Source organism: Arthrobacter sp. B2I5, from assembly GCF_030816735.1.
Taxonomy (GTDB): Bacteria; Actinomycetota; Actinomycetes; order Actinomycetales; family Micrococcaceae; genus Arthrobacter.
In genome coordinates this window covers 2,643,848-2,670,688 of sequence record NZ_JAUSYF010000001.1, presented here as the reverse complement: position 1 = coordinate 2,670,688, position 26,841 = coordinate 2,643,848, and the positions used below count along the sequence as shown (strand labels likewise).

At 67.3% G+C, this 26,841-nt stretch carries 19 protein-coding genes and 1 pseudogene; 8 read left to right on the top strand and 12 right to left on the bottom strand.

The features are described from left to right. The first annotated feature begins 8 nt into the window (after positions 1 to 8). Positions 9 to 3,020 carry a bifunctional [glutamine synthetase] adenylyltransferase/[glutamine synthetase]-adenylyl-L-tyrosine phosphorylase gene (locus QFZ60_RS12550; protein ID WP_307090786.1) on the top strand — a complete coding sequence of 1,004 codons (3,012 nt, stop codon included), beginning with the start codon at positions 9 to 11 and terminating at the stop codon, positions 3,018 to 3,020. Next, positions 3,010 to 3,555 carry a GNAT family N-acetyltransferase gene (locus tag QFZ60_RS12545; protein WP_307090785.1) on the top strand — a complete coding sequence of 182 codons (546 nt, stop codon included), beginning with the start codon at positions 3,010 to 3,012 and terminating at the stop codon, positions 3,553 to 3,555. Before QFZ60_RS12550 ends, QFZ60_RS12545 begins: the two co-directional genes overlap by 11 nt. Before the next feature lie 275 nt (positions 3,556 to 3,830). On the opposite strand, the gene glnA is transcribed toward QFZ60_RS12545, so the two are convergent. Beyond that, positions 3,831 to 5,255 carry a type I glutamate--ammonia ligase gene (gene glnA, locus QFZ60_RS12540; RefSeq protein ID WP_307090784.1) on the bottom strand — a complete coding sequence of 475 codons (1,425 nt, stop codon included), beginning with the start codon at positions 5,253 to 5,255 and terminating at the stop codon, positions 3,831 to 3,833. A 283-nt stretch (positions 5,256 to 5,538) separates the two neighbouring features. On the opposite strand from glnA, the gene QFZ60_RS12535 reads away from it, so the two are divergent. Next, positions 5,539 to 5,976: an RDD family protein gene (locus tag QFZ60_RS12535; protein WP_307090783.1), complete on the top strand. Its 438-nt coding sequence runs from the start codon at positions 5,539 to 5,541 to the stop codon at positions 5,974 to 5,976. A 30-nt stretch (positions 5,977 to 6,006) separates the two neighbouring features. Here QFZ60_RS12535 and QFZ60_RS12530 read toward each other — a convergent pair whose 3' ends face one another. The 5 genes from QFZ60_RS12530 to lipB form a co-directional block, all read right to left on the bottom strand. Further along, positions 6,007 to 6,987, bottom strand: coding sequence for a DMT family transporter (locus tag QFZ60_RS12530; protein WP_307090782.1), 981 nt, complete (start codon positions 6,985 to 6,987; stop codon positions 6,007 to 6,009). A gap of 7 nt (positions 6,988 to 6,994) precedes the next feature. Next, positions 6,995 to 7,348 (bottom strand): DUF3817 domain-containing protein, encoded by a 354-nt coding sequence (locus QFZ60_RS12525; RefSeq protein WP_307090781.1) that lies wholly within the window; start codon positions 7,346 to 7,348, stop codon positions 6,995 to 6,997. Positions 7,349 to 7,478: 130 nt separating this feature from the next. Beyond that, entirely contained in the window at positions 7,479 to 8,231 is a 753-nt protein-coding gene (locus tag QFZ60_RS12520) for a DUF4191 domain-containing protein (RefSeq protein WP_142121331.1), read from the bottom strand. An 88-nt stretch (positions 8,232 to 8,319) separates the two neighbouring features. Continuing rightward, positions 8,320 to 9,339, bottom strand: coding sequence for a lipoyl synthase (gene lipA, locus QFZ60_RS12515; protein WP_307090780.1), 1,020 nt, complete (start codon positions 9,337 to 9,339; stop codon positions 8,320 to 8,322). Further along, positions 9,336 to 10,004 carry a lipoyl(octanoyl) transferase LipB gene (lipB, locus tag QFZ60_RS12510; protein WP_307090779.1) on the bottom strand — a complete coding sequence of 223 codons (669 nt, stop codon included), beginning with the start codon at positions 10,002 to 10,004 and terminating at the stop codon, positions 9,336 to 9,338. Before lipB ends, lipA begins: the two co-directional genes overlap by 4 nt. A gap of 136 nt (positions 10,005 to 10,140) precedes the next feature. Between lipB and QFZ60_RS12505 the strand changes: the two genes are divergently transcribed. Beyond that, positions 10,141 to 11,775 carry a serine/threonine-protein kinase gene (locus QFZ60_RS12505; protein ID WP_307090778.1) on the top strand — a complete coding sequence of 545 codons (1,635 nt, stop codon included), beginning with the start codon at positions 10,141 to 10,143 and terminating at the stop codon, positions 11,773 to 11,775. Here the strand turns inward: QFZ60_RS12505 and QFZ60_RS12500 are convergent. Then, positions 11,772 to 12,674: a TIGR01777 family oxidoreductase gene (locus tag QFZ60_RS12500; RefSeq protein ID WP_307090777.1), complete on the bottom strand. Its 903-nt coding sequence runs from the start codon at positions 12,672 to 12,674 to the stop codon at positions 11,772 to 11,774. The two genes, QFZ60_RS12505 and QFZ60_RS12500, sit on opposite strands and share 4 nt — an antisense overlap. Positions 12,675 to 12,747: 73 nt before the next feature. On the opposite strand from QFZ60_RS12500, the gene QFZ60_RS12495 reads away from it, so the two are divergent. Continuing rightward, positions 12,748 to 16,296 carry a S41 family peptidase gene (locus QFZ60_RS12495; protein ID WP_307090776.1) on the top strand — a complete coding sequence of 1,183 codons (3,549 nt, stop codon included), beginning with the start codon at positions 12,748 to 12,750 and terminating at the stop codon, positions 16,294 to 16,296. Positions 16,297 to 16,377: 81 nt separating this feature from the next. Here the strand turns inward: QFZ60_RS12495 and QFZ60_RS12490 are convergent, their stop codons facing one another. From QFZ60_RS12490 to QFZ60_RS12470, 5 genes and pseudogenes are all read right to left on the bottom strand, one after another. Beyond that, positions 16,378 to 16,806 carry an OsmC family protein gene (locus QFZ60_RS12490; protein WP_142121343.1) on the bottom strand — a complete coding sequence of 143 codons (429 nt, stop codon included), beginning with the start codon at positions 16,804 to 16,806 and terminating at the stop codon, positions 16,378 to 16,380. Between the two features lie 188 nt (positions 16,807 to 16,994). After that, positions 16,995 to 17,348 carry a hypothetical protein gene (locus QFZ60_RS12485; RefSeq protein ID WP_142121345.1) on the bottom strand — a complete coding sequence of 118 codons (354 nt, stop codon included), beginning with the start codon at positions 17,346 to 17,348 and terminating at the stop codon, positions 16,995 to 16,997. Positions 17,349 to 17,509: 161 nt separating this feature from the next. Beyond that, positions 17,510 to 19,276: a 2-oxoglutarate dehydrogenase, E2 component, dihydrolipoamide succinyltransferase gene (gene sucB, locus QFZ60_RS12480; RefSeq protein WP_307090775.1), complete on the bottom strand. Its 1,767-nt coding sequence runs from the start codon at positions 19,274 to 19,276 to the stop codon at positions 17,510 to 17,512. Positions 19,277 to 19,390: 114 nt separating this feature from the next. Continuing rightward, a pseudogene (gene lpdA, locus QFZ60_RS12475) lies at positions 19,391 to 20,774 on the bottom strand (dihydrolipoyl dehydrogenase). Between the two features lie 267 nt (positions 20,775 to 21,041). Further along, complete coding sequence (locus QFZ60_RS12470) at positions 21,042 to 22,565, bottom strand: leucyl aminopeptidase (protein ID WP_307090774.1); 1,524 nt, start codon at positions 22,563 to 22,565, stop codon at positions 21,042 to 21,044. Between the two features lie 256 nt (positions 22,566 to 22,821). Between QFZ60_RS12470 and QFZ60_RS12465 the strand changes: the two genes are divergently transcribed. From QFZ60_RS12465 to QFZ60_RS12455, 3 genes are all read left to right on the top strand, one after another. Beyond that, on the top strand, positions 22,822 to 23,760 hold the full coding sequence (locus QFZ60_RS12465) for a proteasome assembly chaperone family protein (RefSeq protein ID WP_307090773.1): 939 nt from the start codon (positions 22,822 to 22,824) through the stop codon (positions 23,758 to 23,760). 51 nt (positions 23,761 to 23,811) lie between these two features. After that, the gene (locus QFZ60_RS12460; protein ID WP_307090772.1) at positions 23,812 to 25,155 is read left to right on the top strand and encodes a nitrate/nitrite transporter; all 1,344 of its coding nucleotides are present in this window, start codon (positions 23,812 to 23,814) and stop codon (positions 25,153 to 25,155) included. 96 nt (positions 25,156 to 25,251) lie between these two features. Then, positions 25,252 to 26,595 (top strand): DUF4192 family protein, encoded by a 1,344-nt coding sequence (locus QFZ60_RS12455; RefSeq protein WP_307090771.1) that lies wholly within the window; start codon positions 25,252 to 25,254, stop codon positions 26,593 to 26,595. Positions 26,596 to 26,841 lie beyond the last annotated feature (246 nt).

The window sequence follows — 26,841 nt, the reverse complement described above, 5'->3', positions numbered from 1 at the left end:
TGCCCGGCGTGAGCCTGGCACGCCGCCTCATCGCGGCCGGATTCAGCGACCTGGAGAAGGGCGAACGGTTCCTTGCCGCGCGCGAACTCGAGGGACTGGACCAGGACAGGCTCTTTGCCGGGCTGCAGCTTGCCGCCAGTCCGGACACCGCACTGCAGTCCCTGGTCCGGCTGATCGAAAAGCACCCGCAGCTGCGGGAGCTGGCGGCTGCCGAGCCTGAGGCCAGTGAACCGATGTACCGCGTCCTGGGCTCCTCAGAAGCCCTGGGGGAGTTCCTGATCCGGCACCCCGAGCACCTGGACGCCTTCGAGGTCCGCGCCAGTCCGGAGCCGCTTCCCGCCGACCCGGGCCGGTTGCGCGCCACGCTCCTGCAGTCCGTGGGCGCCGACGCCCGCGCCGCCCGTCCCGTTGCCGCCGTGACCGGCGTGGACGCCTATGCAGCCCTGCGCACGGCGTACCGGCGCGGACTGGTCGATCTCGCCGTCAAGGACCTGTGCGCCGCGGATCCGCTGGACTTCCTGCCCTCGGTGGGCGGTGAACTGGCGGACCTTGCCGCCGCCGCCATTGAGGCCGCCCTGGCCGTTTCCAGGGCCGAGGCGGCCGAGCAGCACAGCGCTGCCGACGTCGCCGACGTCGGCCTTGCGGTGATCGGCATGGGCAAATGTGGCGCACGGGAGCTGAACTACATCTCCGACGTCGACGTCATCTACGTGGTGGACCCGGGGAGCCTGGAGGACGCCCACGCCAACACCATCGGCACGGCCCTGGCGAGCGGCATTTCCCGGGCCATTTCATCGGTTGCCAGGGAACCCGGGCTCTGGGAGGTGGATGCGAACCTGCGGCCCGAGGGCAAGTCCGGGCCGCTGGTCCGCACCCTCGCCTCCCACGAAACGTACTACGCCAGGTGGGCGGAAAGCTGGGAATTCCAGGCGCTCCTCAAGGCCCGCTGCATCGCGGGTGACGCCGCGCTGGGCCGTGCCTACGAGGAAGCGGTGGCGCCGCTGATCTGGAGCTCGGCCGGGCGGGAGGGCTTTGTCGAGTCCGTCCAGGCGATGCGCCGCCGGGTGACCGAGCACATCCCGGCCGCCGAGGAGCAGCGCCAGATCAAGCTGGGGCGCGGGGGGCTGCGCGACGTCGAATTCACCGTCCAGCTGCTCCAGCTGGTGCACGGCAAGGCTGACGAGTCATTACGACGGCGGGACACCACCTCGGCGATCGCGGCATTGTCGGCGGGAGGTTACATTGGCCGTTCCGACGCTGCCGCCTTCGACAACGCCTACCGCTACCTGCGCTTGCTGGAACACCGGATCCAGCTGTTCCAGCTGCGCCGCACCCACCTGATGCCGGTGGCTGAGCCGGCGCTGCGCTCACTTGCCAAAGCCGTGCTTGGGCCCTTTTCCAACGAGCGCCCCAGCCCGGACTCCCTGCTGTCAGCATGGCAGCGCACCAAACGTTCCGTCCGGGAACTGCATGAGCGCATCTTCTACCGGCCGCTGCTGAATACCGCGGCCAAGCTCAGCAGCGAGGACGCCAAACTGACGCCCGAGGCGGCGCAGGGGCGGCTGGCGGCCCTCGGATACCGGGACCCCCAAGGGGCAATGCGCCACATTGAGGCGCTGACTGGCGGGGTCAGCCGCCGCGCCGCCCTGCAGCGCCAGCTCCTGCCCATCCTGCTGGACTGGCTCGCGGAGGGCGTGGACCCGGACGCCGGCCTCCTTGCCTTCCGCCGCGTCAGCGAGGCCCTGGGCACCACGCACTGGTACCTGGGCCTGCTTCGCGACTCGAATGCGGCCGCCGAACGCCTGTGCCACATGCTGTCCAACTCCCGGCTGATCGCAGACCTCCTGGAAGTCTCGCCGGAGTCCGTGGCGTGGCTGGGACAGGACAAGGACCTGGTGCCCGTGGGTTTCGAGGCCCAGTGGCAGGAAATCACTGCGAAGATGTCCCGGCACGCGGACCCGGAGAGCGCCATGCGCCTGATCCGGCTGATCCGGCGCCGCGAAATCCTGCGCATCGCCATCGCCGATTCGGCCGGCCTCCTGGACCAGGAAAAGGTGGGCATGGCGTTGGCCGATACGGACCGCGCCGCCGTCCTGGGTGCCCTGCGGGTGGCGGAAGGAATAGTCTCCGCCGGAGGGCCGCTCAAGACCACGGTCCTGGTGGTGGCCATGGGCCGGCAGGGCGGCCGCGAGATCGGCTACGGCTCCGATGCTGACGTGATGTACGTCCACCGGGCACTTCCGGGCTTCTCCGAGGCGGAGGCGCAGGAACAGGCCGGCCGCATTGTGGCCAGGATATCCAGCCTGCTCACCCAGCCGCTGAAGCCGGCCATCATGGCTGAGCGCGTCCTCCAAATGGACGCGGACCTCCGGCCCGAGGGCAAGAACGGGGCCATGGTGCGCTCCCTGGACTCCTTCGCCGAGTACTACCGCCGCTGGTCCCTGGTCTGGGAAGCGCAGGCCCTGCTGCGGGCACGCCCCATGGCCGGCGACGACGCCCTGGCCGCTGACTTCGTCAAGCTCATCGACCCCATCCGGTACCCCGAGTCCGTCTCCGAGCAGGACGTCCGCGAAATCCGGCGGATCAAGGCGAGGGTGGAATCCGAGCGGCTGCCGCGTGGGGCCGACCCGGCACGGCACCTCAAGCTGGGGCGGGGCGGCCTCAGCGACGTCGAATGGCTGGTGCAGCTCCTTCAGCTCCAGCACGCAGGCAAGCACCCGGAGCTCCGCACCACCTCCACCCTGGAAGCCCTGGCGGCCGCGGCGGAGCTGGGGCTGCTGGACAGCTCCGACGCCGGCCTGCTCGCCGAGGCCTGGCGGCTGGCCAGCCGCATCCGGTCCGCCAACGTCATCTGGAACGGCAAGGCGTCCGACCTCCTGCCCTCCTCGCGGCGTGACCTTGAGGCCGTGGCCCGCTGGTGCGGCTACGAACCGGGCAATGCCACTGCCCTGGAGGAGGACTACCTGAGGGTGAGCCGGCGGGCCCGGGCAGTCTTCGAGCGTGTCTTCTATGGGCACTGAACCCACGCCGTGGGTCTGGCTCATCCAATTGGAGGACCTGGACTCCGACGCCCTGGCCATTCAGCTCGACGCCATCGCAAACATGTCGCTGGTGCCGGGCCAGGACCGCTTTGTGGGCGACCCGCTGCGGATGGCCCTCACCGGACTGGCGGAAGAATCACGACGGCCATACGTGGTCGAGGCGGGCGGCAGCGCCGTCGGCCTGTTGACCCTGCAGTCCGGGGCCGCGCGGCTGGCCGGCTGGCCTGACGATCACTCCGCGTGGCTGCTGCGCGGGTTCCTCATCGACCGGCGGCACCAGGGCAAAGGCCTGGGCACGCTCGCGGCCGCCGCCGCTGTGGAGGCGGCACGCAAGCTGAGCGTGCGGCACCAAACTGGCGGGTCCGGCGTCGTACTGTCCGTCAACCAGGAAAACCCTGCGGGCCTGTCCGCCTACCGGCGCGCCGGCTTCATCGACTCCGGGCCGTACCTGGGCGGAACGTCCGGGCCCCAGCGGACCATGTTCCGCAGCTTCTCCGCAGTGGCGCCGGCGTAACGCGCCGGACCGGCATTGCGCTTAGCAAGCGTTTGCCCGATCATGTGGATTGGCGGTGTTCTCCAACCTTGTTGGGGGGAAGGCTGGACAGTCTTCGTCTCGGGGGGCATTCGTCAGGGGGTCCGGCTCCCGGTCTCAGCACGTCTGGAGGCGGGCCCCCACCCTATGGTCTCCGTCCGCGGCTTTAAGGCCCGGACAAACGCAGAAGGCGGCCACCGGTTCATCACCGGTGGCCGCCTTCTCCTGTTCCGCTTTCCTGCAGGGCAGGGCTGGGACTAGACGCCGTAGTAGAGCTCGAACTCGTAGGGGTTCGGGCGCAGGGACAGCGGGCGGATCTCGTTTTCGTACTTGTACTCGATCCAGGTGTCGATCAGGTCCTGGGTGAAGACGCCACCGGCCTGCAGGAACTCGTTGTCCTCGCGCAGGGCCTCCAGGGCTTCCTCCAGGGTGCCCGGAGCCTTGGGGATATCCTTGGCTTCCTCGGCCGGGAGCTCGTAGAGGTCCTTGTCGATCGGAGCCGGCGGCTCGATGCGGTTGCGGATGCCGTCAATGCCGGCCATCAGCTGGGCAGCGAATGCCAGGTACGGGTTGGAGGAGGGGTCCGGAGCGCGGAATTCGATGCGCTTGGCCTTCGGGTTGGAACCGGTGATCGGGATGCGGATACCGGCGGAGCGGTTGCCCTGCGAGTACACCATGTTGACCGGAGCCTCGAAGCCCTTGACCAGGCGGCGGTAGGAGTTCACCGTCGGGTTGGTGAAGGCCAGGACGGCGTCGGCGTGCTTGAGCAGGCCGCCGATGTACCAGCGGGCAGTGTCGGACAGGCCGGCGTAGCCCTTCTCGTCGTAGAACAGCGGCTCGCCGTTGCTCCACAGCGACTGGTGGCAGTGCATGCCCGAGCCGTTGTCACCGAAGACCGGCTTCGGCATGAAGGTAACGGACTTGCCCCAGGCGTCAGCGGTGTTCTTGATGACGTACTTAAACTTCTGCAGGTCATCGGCAGCGTGGGTCAGGGTGGTGAACTTGTAGTTGATCTCGGCCTGGCCGGCGGACCCAACCTCGTGGTGGCTGCGCTCGACCTCGAGGCCGGCTTCGTCCAGGGCAACACACATGGCGTCACGCAGGTCGGCCTGCTTGTCGGTGGGGGAGACCGGGAAGTAACCGCCCTTGACGGGGGTCTTGTAGCCCAGGTTGCCGCCCTCTTCCTCACGGCCGGTGTTCCAGTGGGCTTCCTCGGAGTCGATCTTGTAGAAGCTGCCCTGCGGGGAGGACTGGTACTGGACGTTGTCGAACACGAAGAACTCGGCTTCGGGAGCGAAGAACGCGGTGTCGGCGATGCCGGTGGAAGCCAGGTACGCTTCAGCCTTTTCGGCCACGCCGCGGGGGTCGCGGTGGTACGGGTCGCCCGTGCGGGGGTTCACGATCGAGAAGTTCAGCGCGAGGGTCTTCTCCATGCGGAAGGTGTCCAGGAACGCGGTGGTCACGTCCGGGATCAGCTGCATGTCGGATTCGGCGATGCCCTGGAAGCCGCGGATGGAGGAACCGTCGAAGAGCTGGCCGTTGACGAAGAAATCAGCGTCAACACTCTTGGCGGGGACGTTGAAGTGCTGCTGGACGCCCGGAAGGTCGGTGAAGCGGATATCGACGAACTTTACATCTTCGTCCTTGATGAACTTGAGGACTTCGTCCGCAGTCTTGAACATCTATGCTCCTAACGCATATGTAAATATCTGGCATGGAAGCCATCTGATCCAGCGCAATCCAAAAGCAGGGAAAACGCGTGGTTTCCCTGCTGGGTACCTGCCGGGGATTGCTTGAAACTGCTAACAGACTATGGATGCGGCATTTCCCGTCCGTGTCCGCATTGTTTCGGGCAGGTTACAGAATGCCCTGCTATGACCACGCTATCCTCCGTCCACATTGCGGTCGAGCCCTATCCACACTGTGGGCGCACCGGGCACCCGCGTGGCTCGGTAAGCTTGGACGGTGGTAGATCGCAAAGACATTGGGTCCTGGCTCAGCGGACCGGACACCTCCGGCATCTCCAAGTATCCGGGGGAACGCCTGGGCCTGCCCGAGTCCGGTCCGGGCTCCATGGCACGTGCGGGGCGCAGGATCGCAGCCATCTGCATCGACTGGGGCATCGCGCTGCTTATCAGCAACTTCGCCTTCGGCGGCGACTCCTGGGCCACCCTGGCGGTCTTCGCAATCGAGCAGATCCTCCTGGTGGGAACGCTCGGTTACAGCATCGGCCACCGCATGATGGGCATCGCGGTGGTGAAGCCGGGCGGCGGCACGCCCGGGCCGCTCCCGGCGCTGGTCAGGGCCGTGCTGCTCTGCCTGGTCATCCCCGCCGTAATCTTCGACCCGGACCAGCGCGGCCTTCACGACAAGGCGATGAACACGCTCCTCATCCGCCGCTAGGCACGGATGCTCCGGGCATCCGCACAATCCTCAGCCTTGCCCTTCCAGGGCTTTCTGCCGGCGGAAGTTCGGCGCATTGGCAACGACCACGCCGCCGATCACGATGGCACCGCCCACCAGTTGTGCGGTGGTGTGGACGTGGCCGGCGAGGATGGTAAGGACGGCGGTGAACACCGTGATGAGGTTGAGGAACACCCCGGCGCCGCCTGCGGGCAGGACCGTCAGGGCACGGTTCCACAGCAGGTAGGACAGCACCGACGGGAAAACAGCGATAAACAGCAGTGACGCCCAGGAGTTGCCGGTTGAAGGCAGGGCCAGCCCGCCAGCGGCCAAGCGGACCGGGGCCAGCAGGGCCACCGCCACTGCTGCCTGGGCTGCCGTGGCCGTGATCGGCGGAATCTTCGGGGCCCGGCGGCCGATCACCGTGTATGCGGTCCAGACAACCACGGCACCGACCATCAGGACCTCGCCGGTACCGAAGCCGGCGGTGAGCAGCCTGCCGGCATCCCCGCCACTGATCACGATCAGGACGCCGGCCAGGGCCAGGAGAACGCCGGCCACTGACAACGGCGTCAGCCGTTCATGCAGGAAGACGGCGGCGGCAAGCGTGATGAGTGCCGGATTGAAGGCGTTGATCAGCGAAGCGTTGAACGCATCGGTGTGCTCCAGGGCGACATACAGCAGGAGGTTGTAGCCGAGCAGGCCGCAGACGCTGAGCGCCACCAACCACGGCCACGCGGCCAGGACTGAGCGCCAGTTTGGCCGCTCCACCAGTTGGGCTATGACCAGCAGCGGCACCAGCGCGATGGCCCAGCGCAGCAAGACCAGGCTCAGCGGCTCAATGCTTTGGACCGCACCGGCGCCTACGACATAGTTGCCGGCCCAGAACAGCGTTGCCCCAAGGAGGGAGAGCAGCGCGACCATGCGCCTGCGGCCCTGGGCGCGCCCGGATGGCGGCCCCGGCCTGGCGGACGACTGTTTTGAATCGATGGAGTCCACGGCTGATGACACGTTCGCCCTATACCCGGCTGGACTCGAGGTCACCCGCGGGCGCTTCTGCCCGTGCGGCACTGAGGTAACCGCGCCGGCCGGCCCACCGCTCGAACTGCAGGGTGGCGAACGGGAAGATGGCGGAGAACCCCGCCAGCACCGCCACCATGAAGGGCCACCGCTGCACCCGCCACAGCATCAGGGCAGCGACTCCGTAGCCGATGAACAGCGCACCGTGGATGGGTCCAGCCACCTGGACGCCAAGCTCACTGGTGCCCGCTATCCACTTGAAGTACATCCCGGCAAGGAGCGCTGCCCAACTGCAGGCCTCGGCCACCGCGAGGATATGGAAGGCACGGATCACGGATGTCCTGGGGTTCATGGTCACGTCCTGTCTTAGGTTGATGGCAGGGCCAGTCGGTTGGGCAAGGGCTGCCGCTCCGGCACAGGCGGTCGGCGCGCAAGAAAAAACGCCCCGGCCCGGCAGTGCCGGTACCGGGGCGTTCCGCCGGCTAGCGTCCGCGGTTGGGACGGGCCTTGTAGGGATCGATGCCCTTGGGGATGGGCATCCGGGTGCCCATCGAGGCAATGCGCTTGGAAACGGTGCTGACCTCCAGCTTGGTCAGTTCGTTCTTCATCTTGCCCATCTTCTTCGCCACCTGGCTCAGGGGCACCTGGCCTTCGCCGTGTCCGGTCTGGATGGTGTGCACGGGAACGTTGGGCAGGATGCGCGCCAGGCGCTTGCGCTCGGCATCGAGCAGCGGCTTCACACGGTGGGTGGGGCCTTCGCTGACAAGGACGACGCCGGGGCGGCCAACGGCGCGGAACACGGCATCCTGGGTGCGCGGGTTGACAGCCACGGGCTGCTCTTCGGTGATCCAGCCACGGCGGAGCGTGCCCAGGGCGGCGCCCGAGGCGCCGGGCTGGTTTTCAATCTGTGCGAAGGCGGCACGTTCGGCGCGGCGGGACAAAATAAACGTTGCCGCCAGCAGGCCCAGCGGAATGCCGATGATGAGGCCGGTAATCCAGTTATCCAGCCAGAAACCCACCAGGAAGCTGACTGCCACAACGCCCAGGAACGCCAGCAGCATGAGCCACGGAACCATGGGATCATGTCGGCGGGTCATGGTGAAGACCTCGCCGATCTGCTTGAGCCTGCTGGGCTTCTTGGCCTTTGCTTCCTTCGGCTTGCGCGTGAACAGGCCGCGCTTCACCGCGCTTGAGCCCGCCGGGGTGGAGTTGCTGGAGTCAGGGGATTTCGCCATAGTGCCTCAATTCTACGTGACTTAAACCAAAGGGCCGGACGCTGGAATGATCCGGCGTCCGGCCCGTGGCCACGTCACTGCGGGGAGGTCAGGAATGTGATGCCAGGAGGGTGGCGGCTTCCTGGCGGGTGGTGCCTGAGTCCTGGATGCCGTCGGCGATGTGGGCGAGTTCGGCGGGGATGTCGCGGCCTTTTTTGCGCATGGCGGTGGCCCAGAGCCGGCCTGCGCGGTAGGAGGAGCGGACCAGTGGCCCGGACATGACGCCGAGGAACCCTATTTCCTGGGCTTCGTGCTGGAGGTCCACGAATTCCTGGGGTTTGACCCAGCGGTCCACGGGCAGGTGCCGTTCGGAGGGGCGGAGGTATTGGGTGATGGTGATCAGGTCGCAGCCGGCGGCGTGGAGGTCGCGGAGGGCTTCGGAAATTTCTTCGCGGGTTTCGCCCATGCCCAGGATGAGGTTGGACTTGGTGACCATGCCCAGGTTCCGGCCCTGGGTGATGACGTCCAGGGACCGTTCGTAGCGGAACGCGGGGCGGATCCGCTTGAAGATCCGGGGCACGGTTTCGACGTTGTGCGCGAAGACCTCGGGGGCGGAGTCGCAGATCGCCTTGATGTGCTCGGGGTTGCCGGAGAAGTCCGGGATGAGCAGTTCCACGCCGGTGCCGGGGTTCAGTTCGTGGATCTTGCGGACGGTTTCGGCGTAGAGCCAGACGCCTTCGTCTTCCAGGTCATCGCGGGCCACGCCGGTGACGGTGGCGTAGCGCAGCTGCATTGACTGGACAGAGCGGGCCACCTTGGTGGGTTCGAACCTGTCCACGGGGGAGGGCTTACCGGTATCGATCTGGCAGAAGTCGCAGCGGCGGGTGCATTCGGAACCGCCGATCAGGAAGGTGGCTTCCTTGTCTTCCCAGCACTCGAAGATGTTGGGGCAGCCGGCCTCTTCGCAGACGGTGTGCAGGCCTTCCTTTTTCACCAGGTTCTTCAGCCCGACGAACTCCGGGCCCATCTGGACCTTGGCCTTGATCCATTCCGGTTTGCGTTCCACCGGGACCGCAGCGTTGCGCTGCTCAATCCGCAGCATCTTCCGGCCTTCAGGTGCCAATGTCACAGTAGAGCTCCTTCAGGGCTCGAAACCAATGCTTCTTCATGTTTGCGGAATTCCTCCACGAACCGGTCCACGATATCCGCGGGCCGGATGTCCCGGCCTGTCTCCTGGGACATGGTGGTCACGCCGGCGTCAGTGATGCCGCAGGCGATGATCTGGCCGTAGGGTGCCAGGTCGTTGCTGCAGTTAATCGCAATGCCGTGCATGGTGACACCGTTCAGGACGCGGATGCCGATGGCGGCGATCTTGCGGTCCGGGCCTTTGGCATCGGCCTTGATCCAGACACCTGCGCGGCCCTTGATGCGTTCAGCCGTGATGCCGTAGTCCGCCATGACGGTGATCATGACCTCTTCCAGCCGCTCCACGTAATCACGGATGCCGGCACGGTTCCTCAGCTTCAGGATGGGGTAGGCAATCAGTTGCCCCGGTCCGTGCCAGGTAAGTTTGCCGCCGCGGTCCACGGCGACAACCGGCGTGCCGTCGAACGGCCGCTCGTGGTCCTCGGTCAGCTTGCCGGCCGTATATACGGCGGCATGCTCCAAAAGCAGGACTGTGCTGGGCGCAACTCCGGCGACAACCTTGTCATGGAGTTCGCGCTGGGCATCCCAGCCTTCCATGTAATCAACGAAGTCAGGGGCAAGACCCAGCCGTGAAAACTCAAGAGTCATGGCATCCAGCTTAGACCCCGCAGCCACGCCGGCCCGGTTTAGTGTCCAAGCTCACCGGCTGCCCGCTTTGTGACCGCAACGGCCAGCCCTGTGGATAACTTCTGCGGCGCGGCGGAAAGTCGACTAGACATGCAGTATGGACGATGTACAGGCCCCGGAGGTTCCCGGTTACGACGTCGGGCGGTTGCTGGGCAGGGGCGGCAGCGCCGACGTATGGCTGGCAAGGGAGCAAGGCAGCGGCAGGGATTGCGCGCTCAAGTGCTTCCGCGCCGGAGGCAGCAGGATCCGGGGCAGGGCAGCCCTCAGCGAGGAGGATGTGCGGCGGGAGGTCCGGATCCTGTCCGTCCTGGACCACCAGCACCTCATCAAGGCCCACGACGCGGTGCGCATGGCGGGACCCGGCGGCGGCACGGCCTTGAGCATGGATTATGCCGCCGGTGGCTCACTGGGCCAGCTGGTGGCTGCCCGTGGCAGGCTCAGTGTGGGGGAGACGGTTACCGTTCTGACCCCCATCGCCCAGGCGCTGGGTTACCTGCATGGAAAAGGGTTCACGCACTCGGATGTTTCGCCGGGGAACGTGCTGTTCACGGGGCAGGGGAAGCCGATGCTGTCCGACCTGGGTGTTGCGAGGATGCTTGGCGACCCGGGCAGCACGGGGACTGTTGGTACGGGGGGCTTCCTGGATCCGTCGCCGGTGGATGCGGTCCGCGCCGGCCTCCAGCCGGGGCGGGACGTCTACTCGGTGGCCGCCCTGGGCTGGTTCTGCCTGACGGGTGAGGCCCCTGGCCGCACCGCCGACCGTCCGCCGTTGCCCCTCCTGGTTCCCGGCGTCCCCAAGGATCTTGCGGCTGCCCTGGAGGCAGGACTGAACGAGGACCGGCGGCTGCGCCCTGACGCCCTGGCCTTCGCCACGGCCGTTTACCGCAGTGCCGAACCCCAGCCCGTGGATCTTTCGGATGCGGTCCATCCCACCGTCCTGCCTGAGCTGCTGACGCGGCGGCACAGTCCCGCCACGTCCAAAGGCGGCAGCCTCCGGGTGAAACTCCAGGGCCTGCGGCGGCGGGCGGTGACATCCCGCTGGTCCGACCGGTTGGTGCCGGAGCGTAAGACAGCCATACCGGAGCCAAAAGCGGCGGCGTCGGGCCGCGGAAAACATACAGACTTGCCTGTTACCGGCCGGGGCACGCGAACTTTGCGGCGTGCCATCGTCCCGGCCGTTGCCGCCGCCGCAGGAATGTGGTGGCTCTCCGGGGTCGGGCAGGAGATATGGGCCCCCGCAACCGGCTCGCCGCCGGTGTCTGCGAACCCATCCGGGGCGGTCGCCGCCGGAATGGGCGCTGCTGCATCCGTGGACGATGCCCGGCAGCGGGCCGGCGCAGCTGATCCCGTGGTGGCCTTGCAGGGACTGGCGGCGCTGCGGGACTGGGCGTTCAGCAGCGGAAGGCTGGAGCTGCTGGCGGAGGTGAACGCCCCGGGCTCCGCTGCAGCCGCTGCCGACGAGCGCACCGCCGGCCAACTTCATGCTTCCAAGCACCGCCTGGACGGATTTAGCAGCACCCTGTCCGGGGTGGCGGTGGAAGATGGCGGAACCCCGCACCAGGCCGTGGTCCGGGTAACCTCGGCCACCTCCGGTTACCGCAAAATCAGCGCGGAAGGTACGGTGCTGGCGGCGGGGGCTCCCAGCGCGCCGCAGCCGCTTCGGTTGGTCCTGGTCTCCGTCGACGGCCGCTGGCGGGTCAGCGACATCCTTGCGGCACCAGGGGCCGGCTAGGCGCTGCGGCCCTTGCCGGCCACCCAGCGGGCTGCATCTTCCAGGCGTCCGTGCTGCCACTGGAACCCGGCCGAGGACAGGACCGCAGGCTCCATGCGCTGGCTGTGCAGCAGCAACTCCTCGCCGAGGCCAGGCATGACGGTCCGCAGCACAGGTGCTGGAACGCGCAGCACGGCCGGCCTGTGCAGGGCGTGGGCCAGGGCCGCGATGATCGTGTTGACGTCCGCCTGCTCAGGCGCGTTCACATTCACGGCGCCGGAGACCGGTGAGCCGAGGAGGAAGAGGAAGGCGGCGGTAACGTCCGGAAGGGTTACCCAGGGCCAGAACTGGTGGCCGTTGCCGAACGGACCACCAACGCCCAAGCGCAGCAGCGGAAGCAACTTCCCCAGTGCTCCACCCGAGAGGCTGAACACCACCCCGGTGCGCGGCGTTACCACCCGCACTCCTGCCGGAGCCATGTGGGCAGCCTGCTCCCATTCAACGCAGATCTGCGCCAAGGTCCCCGAACCGGCCGGCGCATCTTCCCGCAGGACCGTATTGCCTGCATCACCGTAGTAGCCGGACGCCGACTGGCTGATGAAGGTGGCCGGCGGGGCATCCAGCTGCGCCATGGCGTGCACTAATGTCCTGGTGGGCCCCAGCCGGGAACTGAACAATTCCTCCACCCGCTTCCGCGTCCACGGCCTGTCTCCGATGCCTGCCCCGGAGAGGTTGACCACCGCATCTGCCCCGGCCAGCGCGCCTGGATCCAGGATGCCGGCGGCGGGGTCCCAGCTGATTTCGGCGGGGCAGGCGGGCGGCCGGCGGACCAGGGTCGCCACCGAGTGGCCTGCGCTGCGGAAGGCTGCGGATATGGAAGTGCCGATGAGCCCGGAGGCGCCGGCCACGACGATATGCATGGTCCATCTCACCATGGCAGCGCGCGCTGTGTACCTCCCGCTGTGCAGGTGGGGGGTTGACTATGATCGAACGATGACCTCTTCGAGCTACTTCCGTTTCCCGCATGTGCACGGCGATCTGGTCACTTTCGTGGCCGAGGACGACGTGTGGATTGCGCCCCTGGATGGCGGCCGCGCCTGGCGTGTCTCGTCGCTCCAGCTTCCTGCCCGCAACCCGCGTTTCACCCCTGACGGCAAGCGCCTGGTGTGGACGGTTGTGCAGGGAACGGCGCCGGAAGTCGTGTCGGCACAGGTCGACGGCGGCGGGTACCGACAGCTCACCTACTTCGGCCACAGCACCACGAAGGTTAAGGGATTCACCGCCGGCGGTTCCGTAGTGGTCACCAGCGCCTTCCGCCAGGCTGAGAGCCGGCACACCCACGCCTACAGCGTCCCTCTGGAGGGCGGCTGGGCGCAGGAGCTTCCTTACGGTCCGGTGGAGTCCGTCGCCTTCGGACCGGAGGTCGGCGATGAACGGCCCGTGGTGCTGGCAAGCGTGCTGTCACGTGAACCGGCATGGTGGAAGCGGTACCGGGGCGGGACGGCCGGCAAGTTATGGATCGACCGCGACGGCAACGGTGAGTTCGAGCGCCTGGTGCCGGACCTTGACGGCAACCTCACCGATCCGCTGTGGGTGGACGGCCGGATCGCCTTCCTGTCCGACCACGAAGGATACGGCAACCTGTACTCGGTCCTTCCCAGCGGAAAGGACCTGCGCCGCCATACCGACCACCAGGACTTCTACGTCCGGCATGCCGCCACGGACGGCAAGCGGGTCATCTTCGAATCCGCCGGGGAACTCTGGATCCTCCGTGATCTTGGCTCGGAAGCCGTAAAGCTGGACATCACCCTCGGCTCGGCCACGCAGACCAGGCGTCCTGCCCTCCTTGATGCCGTCAAGCACCTTGGTGCGGTGGCGCCGGACGTGGCAGGTTCCGCCAGCGCGGTGGAGTCGCACGGGACCATCCACTGGCTGCGGCACAAGGATGGTCCGTCCCGCATCATCGAGGCCACCCCGGGAGTCCGCGGCCGGCTGCCGCGGCCGCTGGGGGACGGCCGCATCGCCTATATCGCTGACCACGACAACGTGGAAGCACTGCACATCAAGGACATTGCCGCGCCGGTTCCGCACACTGCCGGGCACACTGGGGCAGGCGCCACCCTGGCCGCTGCAGCATCGGAAACACCAGCGTCACCAACTCCCGGTTCCGGAGACACAGCAGAGACCGGTGCGGCGGGGAGGGAAACGGTGAGCCTGCCGCAGCCTGTTCCCGCGGCGGGCGCGGCGGTGCTGGCGGGAGGCCAGCCGCACGTTGCCGCAGACGATGAACAGCAGGCAGATGTGGCCCCGGCCCCGGCACCCGGAGCTGACGCACCGGAACCAGCGGCGGGGGCAGGCATCACCGTCCCCACGCCGTCACGCGCCAGTTCGCTGGAAGCAAGCCCGGACGGACGCTGGCTTGCCCTGGGGACATCCTTTGGCGACGTCTACGTCCTGGACACCCGCAGCGCCGACCTCACGCAGGTGGCAAGCATCGGCGAAGGCAGCATTTCCGAACTGGCGTGGTCTGCGGACTCGCGCTGGCTGGCCTGGTCTGAACCGGTCACGTCCTTTGGTTCGCGCAGCCGGCTGCGGCTGGCCACCGTCGACCGGCTCGACGCCGAACCGGTGGACGTGACCGATGGCCGTTTCCGTGACGCCTCCCCGGCTTTCACCCCGGACGGCAGGTTCCTCGCCTTCCTGTCCAACCGCAGCTTCGATCCTGTGTACGACGGACATTCGTTCGACCTCTCCTTCCCCAGCCCCATCAAGCCATACCTGGTGGCACTCTCCGCAGAGACGCCGTCGCCCTTTGGCCCCTCCGTTGACCCCGCGGGTGCAGAGCCGGAGACCGCCACGAACGCGGATGCCGCGGCCGGCGGCGACGGAGAGGAAAATGACGTGCCTGCCGTCCATGTGGACGCGGAGGGACTGGCGCACCGGGTCATCAGTGTTCCCGTACCCCAGGGCAACTACAGCTCGCTCAAAGCCGTTGACGGCGGACTCCTCTGGCTCGACTCCGCCCTGGCCGGCGTAACCGGCGACGGAAAGGCCAGCCAGGAGGACAAGGACGCCCGCCCCAGCCTGGTCCGGTATGACATCGCACGGCGCAAACAGACCACCCTGGTGGATGCCGTGGACAGCTACCGCCTCTCCGGCGACCGCAGCAAGGTGGCAGTGATTGCCGACAAACAGGTCACCGTGGTTCCATCGGACGCCAAGTCGGACGAAGACTCCGGCAAGGTGGTCAAGGTGGACCTTGGCCGGATCCGCGTCCTCATGGACCCGCTCAGCGTCTGGGGCCAGGCCTTCGATGAGGCCTGGCGGCTGCAGCGCGACTTCTTCTGGACCGAGGACATGGCCGGTCAGGACTGGGACTCCATCCATGCCCGCTACCGCCCCTTGGTTCAGCGGCTGGGCTCGCACGATGACCTGGTGGACCTGCTGTGGGAACTGCACGGCGAGCTGGGGACGTCCCACGCGTACGTGCGCCCCGCCCCGGTTACCGAACGCGGCAGCCGGGGACAGGGCAGGCTCGGCGCCGACCTCGCGCACACCACCCGCGGCTGGGAAATCACCCGCATCCTGGCGGGCGAGTCCTCCGACCCCCTCGCCACGTCACCGCTCACCAGGCCGGGCGTGGGTGCCAAGGCGGGGGACATCCTGCTGGCCATCGACGGCGTCCCGCTGTCCGACAGCGTCACCCCGGCCATGCAGCTGGTGGGCGCAGCGGGCCGCGCCGTGGAGCTGACCCTCCTCAACGGCCCGGGGCACGGTGCTGCTGAGGGCACCCAGCGCCGGGTCGCCGTCGTGCCCGTCAAGGATGAGGAACGCCTGCGCTACCAGGAATGGGTGGCCGGCAACCGGCGGACCGTCCGGGAAGCTTCCAGCGGAACGTTCGGCTACCTCCACATTCCGGACATGATGGCCAACGGCTGGGCGCAGCTGCACCGCGACCTCGATACGGAAACAGCGCTCGACGGCCTGATCGTCGACGTCCGCCGCAACCGTGGCGGACACACGTCGCAGCTTGTGGCGGAACTGATTGGCCGCAAGGTCACCGGGTGGAGCATGCCGCGTGGGGAGAAACCGCGCACGTACCCGCACCACGCGCCCAGGGGGCCGGTGATCATCCTTGCGGACGAGTTTGCCGGATCCGACGGCGACATCATCACCCAGGTGTCGAAGCTGCGGGGCATCGGCCCGGTCATCGGAACACGGACCTGGGGCGGTGTGGTGGGCATCGACAACCGCTTCGCGCTGGCGGACGGCACGGGCGTCACCCAGCCCCGCTACGCCAACTGGTTCAGCGGCGGCATTGGCTGGGGCGTGGAGAACTACGGCGTTGATCCGGACATCGAAGTGGCCTACCCGCCGCACGCCTACGCCGCCGGCCGCGATCCGCAACTGGAGTACGGCATTGGGGCGCTGAAGGAAATGATCCAGGAACTGCCCACCGACCGGCCGCCGGCCCGTTCGGGCTACCGCAAGCTGTTGCCCGCACCGCTGCCGGCCCGCCGGCAGGGGAGTCAGCAGCCGTAGCTCCAGAGGGTAACTAAAACGCCCTGCCCGGCCGGAAGATCTTCCGGCCGGGCAGGGCGTTTTGTTTAGCTGGGGGAGGGCTTAGGCCTCGAGCGTGGCGTCCAGCGTGATGTCGATGCTGGCGAGGGCGCCGGAGACGGGGCAGCCCACCTTGGCGTCCGTTGCGATCTTCTGGAACTCATCTTCCGAGATGCCGGGGACGCGGGCTGACATGGTCAGGTGGCTGCCGGTGATGCCCGTGCCCGGCACGAAAGTAACATCTGCCTTGGTGCGAACTTCCTCCGGTGTGTGGCCTGCATTGGCGAGTTCATTGCTGAAGGCCATGGAGAAGCAGGCAGCGTGGGCTGCAGCGATCAGCTCTTCCGGGCTCGTCTTGCCGTTGGCCGCTTCAGTCCTGGCCTTCCACGTGACATCGAAGGTGCCCAGGCCTGAGGTGGCCAGGCTGGTGGTGCCGGAACCCTCCGTCAGGTTGCCGTTCCATACTGCGTTTGCCGAACGTGTTGCTGCCATGTCACTCCTCAGATTGATCCTTACCGGGGCAGGCTGCTGCCACGACCCCGCCGCTACCCATCCTAGGGATTCGGCACCCCGGGCGCACGGGTTGTCCGCTGTCAGAGGATTGTGACCATGGGGTTAAAACGACGGCGGCGGCGCCCCCGGGGAAGGGGGCGCCGCCGCCTACGTGCGGATGCAGCCGCTTACTGCCAGAGGGTGGCGATGGCGATGTTGATCAGCGCCAGTCCGCCGACGCCGTGCGCGAGGCCGGTGGAGACGGGCTGGCCGTTCTTGACCTTGCGCGTTCCAATAACGGCCAGGACGGCAACCACGACGGCGATGACGAACTTGATGCCCAGCTTGGCGTAGTTCGGGTCGGAGTCCGGGAGGAACGGCAGGATGCCCATCATGGCGATGCCGGTGAGGAGCTGCAGGAAGGCGCCGTCACGCTGGCGCGGGTGCACCGTGGGGGTCCGCATCGTGGCGATCCAGTAGCCCACGATCATGGCGGCTCCCACGACGTGCAGGAAGACCAGGATGTTGAAGAGAATATTCATGGCTCCAGCTTAGCCAGTCAGTTCTACAGCTCGTAGCAAAGCCACGCGGACGACGGCCCGGGGCGGCCGCGGGCTGCTTGACGTTAAACCGCGACGGCGGTGCCGGCTGCGGGAGGTTTCCCACCCGTGCCGGCACCGCCGTCGTTGTACTGCTGTGAAGGTTACAGTCCCAGGTCCGCTTCGAAGGCGCCTTCTTCAAGGCGTGTCTTCAGGGTCTGGAGGAACCGGCCGGCGTCGGCGCCGTCCACCAGGCGGTGGTCGTACGTCAGGGACAGGTACATCATGGAGCGGATGGCGATTGAGTCGTCACCGTTTTCGTCAGAAACCACAACGGGCCGCTTGACGATGGCGCCGGTTCCCAGGATGCCCACCTGCGGCTGGTTGATGATCGGGGTGTCGAACAGTGCGCCCACCGAACCGATGTTGGTGATGCTGAACGTGCCGCCGGACAGCTCGTCCGGGCCGATCTTGCCGTCGCGGGTGCGGGAGGCAACATCGGCAATCTTGCCGGCCAGGCCGGCAAGGTTCAGGTTGCCGGCGTCGGCGATGACCGGAACCAGCAGGCCCTTGTCGGTGTCGACGGCGATGGCCAGGTGTTCGGCGTTGTGGTAGGTGATTTCCTGCTTTTCCTCGTCGTACGCAGCGTTGAGCTTGGGGTGCTGCTTGAGGGCCTCGGCCACAGCCTTGGCGATGAAGGGCAGGAACGTCAGCTTGGTGCCGTTCTGGGCCTGGAACGAGTTCTTGGCCCGGGCGCGCAGCTTGGCGACCTTGGTCATGTCCACTTCGTGGACCTGGGTCAGCTGGGTGGAGATCTCCAGGGATTCGCGCATTCGCCGGGCGATGACCTGGCGGATGCGGGGAGCCTTCTGGGTGGTGCCGCGCAGGGAGGAAGCAAGTCCAGCCGATGCGGCCGGTGCGGACGCGGAAGGCGCTGCGGCCGGAGCGGCAGCGGGAGCGGCCTTGGCCTCAGCGGCGGCCATGACGTCCTGCTTGCGGATGCGGCCGCCAACGCCGGTGCCGGAGAGCGAGGAGATGTCCACGCCGTGCTGGTTGGCCAGCTTGCGGACCAGGGGAGTGACGTAGCCGGACTCGGAGCCAGCGGCCGGTGCCGCCTCCTGGACTGCGGGAGCAGCAGCGGGAGCGGGGGCCGCCTTCGGAGCTTCCTGGGCGGGTGCCGGTGCAGCTGCAGCCGGGGCTTCCTGCTTGGGTGCTTCCTGCTTGGGGGCTTCCTGCTGAGGAGCGGCAGCCGGGGCCGGTGCAGCCTGCGGAGCAGGAGCAGCGGCAGCGCCGGAACCGATCACGGCAAGCACGGAACCGACTTCAGCGGTCTCGTCCTCGTTGACCCGGATTTCCTGCAGTGTGCCGGCAACCGGAGACGGAATCTCGGTGTCCACCTTGTCCGTGGAAACTTCCAGCAGGGGCTCGTCGACCTCCACCTGGTCGCCAACGGCCTTGAGCCAGCGGGTGACGGTGCCTTCGGTGACGCTTTCGCCCAGTGCGGGGAGGGTGACCTCGTGGCTTTCGCCGCCGCCGGCAGCCGGCGGCTCCTGTGCGGGGGTTTCCTGTGCAGGTGCTTCCTGGGCGGAAGCTGCTTCAGCCGGTGCTTCCTGGGCGGGAGCTGCTTCCGCAGGAGCCTCCTGGGCCGGTGCGGCAGCGGGAGCTTCCTCGGCGGGTGCGGAGCCGCCGCCGGAGCCGTCACCGATGCGCACCAGGGGTGCGCCTACCTCGGCGGTCTCGTCTTCGGCGACCAGGATTTCTTCAATCACGCCAGCTACAGGAGAGGGGATTTCAGTGTCTACTTTGTCGGTGGAGACTTCGAGCAGCGGCTCGTCCACCTCTACCCGGTCACCTACCTGCTTGAGCCAGCGGGTGACGGTTCCTTCGGTGACACTCTCACCGAGGGCGGGCAAGTTAACGGATTCAGACATGTCGTCCCCGTTCTCCTTATTGATCTTTAGTGCGAATGATTGCTGCCTTGTTGGAAGCCTAGTGCACCCGGTCTTGACGACCGGGTGCACCGGGCCTGGTAATGCTGGGGAAACCTAGCCGTGCAGCGGCTTGCCGGCCAGCGCCAGATGGGCTTCGCCGAGGGCTTCGTTCTGGGTGGGGTGGGCGTGCACCAGCTGTGCCACGTCCTCCGGGTACGCTTCCCAGTTCACGATCAGCTGGGCCTCGCCCACCTGCTCGCCCATGCGTGCGCCGATCATGTGGACGCCCACCACGGGGCCGTCCTTCTGGCGGACCAGCTTGACCAGGCCGGAGGTGCCCAGGATGGAGCTCTTGCCGTTGCCGGCCAGGTTGTATTCCTGGGTCTGTACCTGGTCTTCGCCGAACTTTTCCTTGGCAGCCTTTTTCGGTGTAGCCGACGGTGGCGATTTCGGGTTCGGAGTAGGTGACCTTGGGGATGTTGATGTCCTCGACCACCACGGGCTTCAGGCCGGCGATTTCCTCGGCCACGAAGATGCCCTGCTGGTAGCCGCGGTGGGCCAGCTGTACGCCCGGGACGATGTCGCCCACGGCGTAGATGTTGCCGACGCCGGTGTGGAGGCGCTCGTTGGTGATGACGAAGCCGCGGTCGATGGTGACGCCGGCTTCCTCGTAGCCCAGGTTGGCCGTGACGGGGCCGCGGCCGACGGCGACCAGCAGCAGGTCCGCTTCGAACGTCTTGCCGTCCACCAGGGTGACCTTGACGCCGTCGTCATTCTGCTCGACGCCCTGGAAGAAGACGCCCGTGGAGAACTTGATGCCCCGCTTCTTGAAGGCGCGTTCGAAGTTCTTGATGATCGTTGCGTCCTCGTTGGGGACGAGGGAGGGCAGGCCTTCGACGATGGTGACGTCCACGCCGAACGACTTCCAGACCGAGGCGAACTCGACGCCGATGACGCCGCCGCCCAGGATGATGGCGCTCTTGGGGATGAAGTCCATGGTCAGGGCCTGGTCGGAGGTGATGACCTTGCCGCCGATTTCCAGGCCGGGAAGGGTGCGCGAGTAGGAGCCGGTGGCCAGGACGATGTTCTTGCCCTTGTACGCGGTGCCGTTCACCACGACCGTGTCGGTGCCCTGCAGCTTGCCTTCACCCTCGATAACGGTGATGCCCTTGGACTTGATGAGCCCCTGCAGGCCCTTGAACTTGCCGGCGATGATGCCGTCCTTGTACGCGTTGACAGCGTTGATGTCGATGCTGTCGAGGGTGACGTTCACGCCGTACTTGGCGGAGTCACGGGCGTGGTCGGCCAGCTCTGCGGAGTGCAGCAGGGCCTTGGTGGGGATGCAGCCGTTGTGGAGGCAGGTGCCGCCCAGCTTGCCCTTCTCCACGAGGCCGACGGTGAGGCCGAGCTGTACCCCGCGCAGCGCCGCAGCGTATCCGCCGCTGCCGCCACCGAGTACCAGGATGTCGAATTCTTGCGCAGTTGCCTGATCGGCCACTAAAACGCTCCCTCGCGTGAACGATGACGCGTTCTGCGCGCATCATCTGGTCTTGGAACTTGCACTGCCGTGATTATGTCAGCAGGGCAACTCTCTTGCATTTGTGACTACCGTGGTTCACCTTAGCGAACCACCTATCCATGCTCCACCTTGGCGCTGTGTTTGTGGAGCGCTTGTGTCCAGTGTCACGCGGCTCTGTGGCACAGCAATCACTGCGCCTCAGAGCCGCGTGACACACGGCGTTGCAGCCTTCGTCCAGGCAGCTTTTCAGGCCGCGGCCAGGATGTCCTCGACGTAGGCAACCAGGGTACGGACAGTGCAGCCGGTGCCCTGCTTGTGGGTGTAGCCGTAGGGGCTGCCGTTGTTAAAGGACGGCCCCGCGATATCGATGTGCGCCCAGGGGATCTGTTCGCCCGCCTTGTCCTTACCCACGAACTCGCGCAGGAACACGGCAGCGGTCATCATGCCGCCGTGACGTTCGCCAATGTTGGCCAGGTCCGCCACCTGGGAATCCAGGCTGGGACGCAGTTCCTCCGGCAGGGGCATGGGCCAGACAAGCTCGCCGGCGCGGTCGGCTGCTGCCTTGAGGGCGTCCGTGACGCTCTCCGAACCCATGACACCGGCGGTGCGGTTGCCCAGTGCGATGAGCTGCGCGCCGGTCAGCGTGGCCACGTCGATGATGGCGTCCGGGTATTCGCGGCTGGCCGCGACGATGCCGTCCGCCATCACCAGGCGGCCTTCGGCGTCGGTGTTGAGGACCTCCACCGTCTTGCCGCCGAACATGGTCAGCACATCGGCAGGGCGGGATGCGCCGCCGCCGGGCATGTTCTCTGCGATGCACAGCCAAGCGGTGGCCTTCACCGGCATGCCCAGGCCGGCGAGGGCCAGGACAGTATTAAGTACGACGGCGGCACCCGCCATGTCGCTCTTCATGTCGCCCATGTTCAGGGCCGGCTTGAGGGAGATGCCGCCGGTGTCGAACGTGATGCCCTTGCCCACCAGGGCAATTTTGGCGGCGGCCTTGGCGGGGGAGTACTCGACCTTGACCAGCCGCGGCTGCCGGGTGGAGCCCTTGCCGACGCCCATGATGCCGCCGAAGCCTTCCTTCTCAAGGCGCTTCTCATCCCACACTGTGACCTTGACGGGGAGCCCCTTGGCGAGGTCCTTGGCGGCCTCGGCAAAGGACTCCGGGTACAGGTGGCTCGGCGGCGTGTTGACCAGGGACCGGGTGGCGTTGACGGCCTTGGCCACTAATCCGGCCCGCTTCAGGGCGGAGTCCAGGCCCGTGCTGCCCGCCAGCTCCGTGAAGATGACGGCATTGCGGACGGGATCCTTGAGCCCGTCCGTGGAAGTCCGGAACTCGGTGAAGGAATAGGCGCCCAGCGCGGCACCCTCGGCAACGGCCGTGACATCCTGCACGGTCGCCGTCGGGAATGCCAGCGTCACCGTGGGGAGCCCGGCCAGCTGCCGGATGGCCGATCCCGCGGCCCGGCGGAGCGCTTCGCCGGCAAGCGGGCTGCTGTCGGACACCTTTCCCACCCCGGCCAGGACCAGGATGCCGGCGCCGGTCTCGGGCAGGCCGGGGAGGCGGACCAGCTGGTCCGCGGCGCCGGTCATCCCAAGCGCCTTCAGCGAGTCAGCGAGGGCCTCCGCGGACTTCGCGGTCAGCGGGTTGTCAAGCAGGACCGGCCCGTCGCTTCCCTGCCCCACCCCGATGACCACTGCGTCGCTGGGGTTCTTCTTAAGGTCCCGCGAGACGGTACTAAGGTTGATTTCAGTATTCTTGACCACAGGGATGAGTCCTCAATTCTCGAAACGTTCGGGCAGGGATGCATGTTGGGCGCTCTGCCATGGTGGCCCGGATCCGGCCGTTCTGGACGGCGCCGGGGTGCGTGCAAGCCCGCCTGGCAGGCCAGTTCCGATCGTAGCCCTTCGCCCGCACAGCGGGAGAATTTCCTGAGATGTGCGCCACAGCGTGCCGCGGAATGCCGGCTGCCCCTGCCGCGTTATGCAGGATGTCCACCCGTACCCCTGAAAGGAACACGCCGTGCTTGAACGGATTTCCGGCTCCCTGCTGGACCCCGACGCGCTCTACGCCAGCAACATCGAGCTGTTCCACAGCCCGGAGCTGCAGGGGCTGGACCTGGTGATGGGTTTCACGGGGTTCGCCGACGCCGGCCATGTGGTCAAGCAGATCAACGCCGAACTGCTGGACACCCTCGATGCCCAGCCTGTTGCTGTCTTCGATGCTGACCAGTTGATTGACTACAGGTCCCGGAGGCCGCACCTGAGCTTTGTGGAAGACCACATCCAGGACTACCAGGAGCCGCGCCTGGCCCTGTACCGGCTGGTGGACGGGCTGGGGAAGCCGTTCCTCCTCCTGGCAGGCTTCGAACCCGACCTGCAGTGGGAACGGTTCGCCCGTGCCGTGGTGAACATCGTGGAAAAGCTGGACGTCAACCTGGTCACCTGGATCCACTCGATCCCCATGCCCGTGCCCCATACCCGGCCCGTCGGGGTGACGGTTCATGGGAACCGGCCGGAGCTGATCGAAGGCATCTCCGTGTGGAAGCCCACCGTTGAAGTTCCGGCGGCTGTCGGCCACATCCTGGAGCTGCGCCTGGTAGAGGCAGGACGCAATGTTGCCGGGTACGTCATCCACGTGCCGCACTACCTGGCTGAGGCCGAGTACCCCACCGCCGCCGTTGCCGGGCTGGAATACCTCGGCGCCGCGACGTCGCTGATGCTGCCCACGGACCGGCTCCGTGAGTCCGGCCGTGAGGTCGGCCGCCAGATCGCACAGCAGATCGAGGCGTCCGAGGAGGTCCAGCAAGTGGTTTCCCGCCTCGAGACGCGGTACGACGAGAAGGCGGACGGCATAGTGCGCCGGTCGCTCCTGGCGAATGAAAATGACGAGCTTCCCGACGCCGACGACCTCGGAGCTGCCGTGGAGGCCTACCTGGCCAGGGAGAACCCCGGGCAGTAGCAGGGCGTCACAGCATCCGGGCCGCGGGCGCGGGCCGGGCATAATGAAGTAGTGACTGCTCCCCGCGCCTGGCTTATCTGGACCATTGGAATTTTCGGGTACCTGGTGGCCGTGGCACAGCGGACGTCCTTCGGTGTGGTGGGGCTTGAGGCCACCGAGCGCTTCCATGCAACCGCGTCCGCCATTTCCTTCTTCACCGTCCTGCAGCTGCTGGTCTACGCCGGGCTCCAGATCCCGGTGGGAGTGCTGGTGGACAGGTTCGGTTCGCGCGCCATGATCGCCGGCGGCGCAGTCCTGATGGGACTCGGCCAGCTGCAGCTGGCTTTCGCCGAAAGCATCCCGGGGGGAGTCCTGGGCCGTGTCCTGGTGGGCGCCGGTGACGCCATGACCTTTATCTCCGTGATCAGGCTCATCCCGCTCTGGTTCGCCCCGGCCCGCGTCCCCCTGGTCACCCAGTTGACCGGCATGTCCGGCCAGTTGGGGCAGCTCTTCAGTGTCCTGCCCTTCGCGCTGGTCCTGCACCTGTCCGGCTGGACCCCCGCTTTCCTGATGCTGGCAGGGATGTCCGCGCTCGCCGTCGTGCTGGTACTGCTGCTCCTGCAGGATGCTCCGCCCGGGACCGGGCGCCCGCACGCGCGGCAGGGACTCAGGGCCACCGGCGCCTCGCTGGCCCGTGCCTGGCGCCAGCCCGGGACCCGGCTGGGGATGTGGAGCCACTTCACCATCCAGTTCAGCGGCACTGTCTTCGCGATGACGTGGGGCTACCCGTTCCTGATCTCGGGCCAGGGACTGGATGCCGGCACGGTTGCCGCCCTCATGGCGCTGTACGTCGCGGCCGCCATGGCGGTGGGCCCGTTCATCGGCCGCTTCGTTTCGCGCCACCCCCTGCGCCGTTCCACAATGGTGCTGCTGATCGCCGGTGCCACCGCCGCAGCATGGGCGGCGGTGCTGCTGCTGCCCGGACGCGCCCCGCTGTGGCTGCTGGCCGGCCTGGTGGTGGTGCTCGCAATCGGCGGCCCCGGTTCGATGATCGGCTTCGACTTCGCACGGACCTTCAACCCCGCGCACCGGATCGGCACCGCCACCGGCATCGTGAACGTTGGCGGCTTCATCGCGGCCCTGGTGTCCATCTTCCTCATCGGCCTGGTGCTCGACGTCCTCTACGCCACCGGATTTTCACAGGGGGTGCTCTACGGCCTGGCCCCCTTCCGGCTGGCCCTGAGTGTCCAGTTCCTGCTCCTGGCCGTCGGTGCCGGGGCCATCCTGGCATCCCGGCGGAAGGTACGCCGGCAAATGGCCGCGCAGGGGATCGTGGTTCCGCCGCTGCGCAGCGCCATCGCCCGGCAGCGCCGGGAAAGCCTGGCCCGCCGCCGCCAGCCGACGCCCGACGACTGAGCCCGTCCCCGCCACTCTTCCTCCACCGCGGGCTGGTTACCCACATAGCCGGCTTGGCCCCTGCCCGCACCACCGCCGGCGGCGAATGCTGGAGCCATGACAGCTTCAGACCGATTAATAGTCCGCGGGCCGGAAGACATTCTTGGCTTCATTCCACATTCGCTGGGGTACTGGCCAGAGGCCAGCCTGGTGGCCATGACGCTGCACGGCACCAGGCTTGGAGCCACGCTCCGGCTTGACCTCCCGGGGCCGGAGATGGAGACGGCCCCGGCCCTTTTTGCACGTGCCGTCCGCCGCTACCTCGCATCAGACAAGGACGCTGACGGCACTTTGCTGGCTGTCTTCACCAGCGACGCAGGAATTGTCCGGCCATCCCCGTATGACCTTCTGCTTTCCACAGTGCAGGGTGTGCTGGGCCAGGCCGGGATGCCCGTCCGCGATGCCTGGTTCGTGGGCGATGAGTACTGGCGGGACGCCCTGTGCAGCGATGCCTCGTGCTGCCCGCTCCCGGGACGGCCGCTGCAGGAGATCAGGGACAGCATGCTCAATACGGAAATGGTGTACCGGGGCAGCAGTGTTGGACCTGCCCCAAGAGCTCCGCGCGGGCCGGAAGTCCAGCAGGCGCCAGTCCCCGCCCTGCATCTGGCGGCCCTCCTTGAGGCGCAGGCCGCCTGGGAGGCTGAGCTTGGCGGGCAGTCCCGGAGCAGGGCGCACTTCACTGCGGTGCTTGACTTCTGGGAGAGCCTGCTTGACCGTGCCCACGCCGGTCCATGGATTCCGGACGTTGAGCGGGACGCCTTCCTTCGCGCCACACTGATCGTTCCCACCTGGCGCGATGCCGTGCTCGTGATGGCCGCGGCCGGAAGGACTGCCGCAGAGGCAGGCGCGGAACAGTTCGGCGTCCTCTCGGACGCGAGTGGGGACGGCAGTGGCCATTCCGTGGTGGCGGTGCCGTTGCTGCCACCGGCGGAACCCGCCGGCGCGCGGCGGGGGTCAACGAAACAGGGGACAAGGGAACCGGGGGTGGGAGCGCCGCGGGCATCGAGACGTGCGGCCGAGACGCGGCGCACGATGCCCGGTGCCGCGTCCGGCTCCGTTCCTGCCGGCTACGGCGAGGTCCTCATGGGACTGGCGCCGGACGTGCCGGACTGGGCGGGCCTGGACGCGCTGGACCGGATTCTGGGAGAACTGGCGGTGCCCGGCGGGACCCCGGCCGCCGCAGCGCTGACGCTCCGTGGCTGGGTGGACTGGTGCCGCGGCCGCGGCTCCTACGCCGCTGCCCACCTGGGCCAGGCCCTCGGGATCGAGCCGGAATACCGGCTTGCGGAACTCCTGCTGGACCTCGTGGGCAGGGGCACGCTCTGTGGCTGGGCCGCACGGAAGGAAGCCGCCTGGCAAAAATTCCGGACCGATCCCGCGGGGCAAAAGGAAACGCTGTGAACCGGGGCCGACCGGCCTGAAGAGCGGAGGACATGGGGCCGGCCGGGGCGGTCCGGCCGGGGGCAGCAGGAATGGATGGCGGCACGGGAGGCCGGATCCGGGCAAATCGTGAGACAATGGATGCCGAGACCCGGTTGGGTCCGTGTATCGAGTGCTTGTAACCGTCCCCGCAAGGGAACATTACAGCCGCTCCGGGAGTTGTCTTAAGTGACTCTGCCGGCCGTGGTGGTGCTTGGTTTTCACCAC

What these genes read in the sequence shown, in the direction of transcription:
- glnA (WP_307090784.1), bottom strand. Translation starts at nt 5,255, where the DNA reads ATGTTCAAGACTGCGGACGAAGTCCTCAAGTTCATCAAGGACGAAGAT.
- QFZ60_RS12490 (WP_142121343.1), bottom strand. Translation starts at nt 16,806, where the DNA reads ATGGCAGCAACACGTTCGGCAAACGCAGTATGGAACGGCAACCTGACG.
- QFZ60_RS12505 (WP_307090778.1), top strand. Translation starts at nt 10,141, where the DNA reads ATGGACGATGTACAGGCCCCGGAGGTTCCCGGTTACGACGTCGGGCGG.
- QFZ60_RS12455 (WP_307090771.1), top strand. Translation starts at nt 25,252, where the DNA reads ATGACAGCTTCAGACCGATTAATAGTCCGCGGGCCGGAAGACATTCTT.
- QFZ60_RS12485 (WP_142121345.1), bottom strand. Translation starts at nt 17,348, where the DNA reads ATGAATATTCTCTTCAACATCCTGGTCTTCCTGCACGTCGTGGGAGCC.
- QFZ60_RS12525 (WP_307090781.1), bottom strand. Translation starts at nt 7,348, where the DNA reads ATGAACCCCAGGACATCCGTGATCCGTGCCTTCCATATCCTCGCGGTG.
- QFZ60_RS12500 (WP_307090777.1), bottom strand. Translation starts at nt 12,674, where the DNA reads ATGCATATCGTCGTGGCCGGCGCCTCCGGGCTCATCGGCACTTCCATA.
- QFZ60_RS12495 (WP_307090776.1), top strand. Translation starts at nt 12,748, where the DNA reads ATGACCTCTTCGAGCTACTTCCGTTTCCCGCATGTGCACGGCGATCTG.
- QFZ60_RS12545 (WP_307090785.1), top strand. Translation starts at nt 3,010, where the DNA reads ATGGGCACTGAACCCACGCCGTGGGTCTGGCTCATCCAATTGGAGGAC.
- QFZ60_RS12520 (WP_142121331.1), bottom strand. Translation starts at nt 8,231, where the DNA reads ATGGCGAAATCCCCTGACTCCAGCAACTCCACCCCGGCGGGCTCAAGC.
- lipB (WP_307090779.1), bottom strand. Translation starts at nt 10,004, where the DNA reads ATGACTCTTGAGTTTTCACGGCTGGGTCTTGCCCCTGACTTCGTTGAT.
- sucB (WP_307090775.1), bottom strand. Translation starts at nt 19,276, where the DNA reads ATGTCTGAATCCGTTAACTTGCCCGCCCTCGGTGAGAGTGTCACCGAA.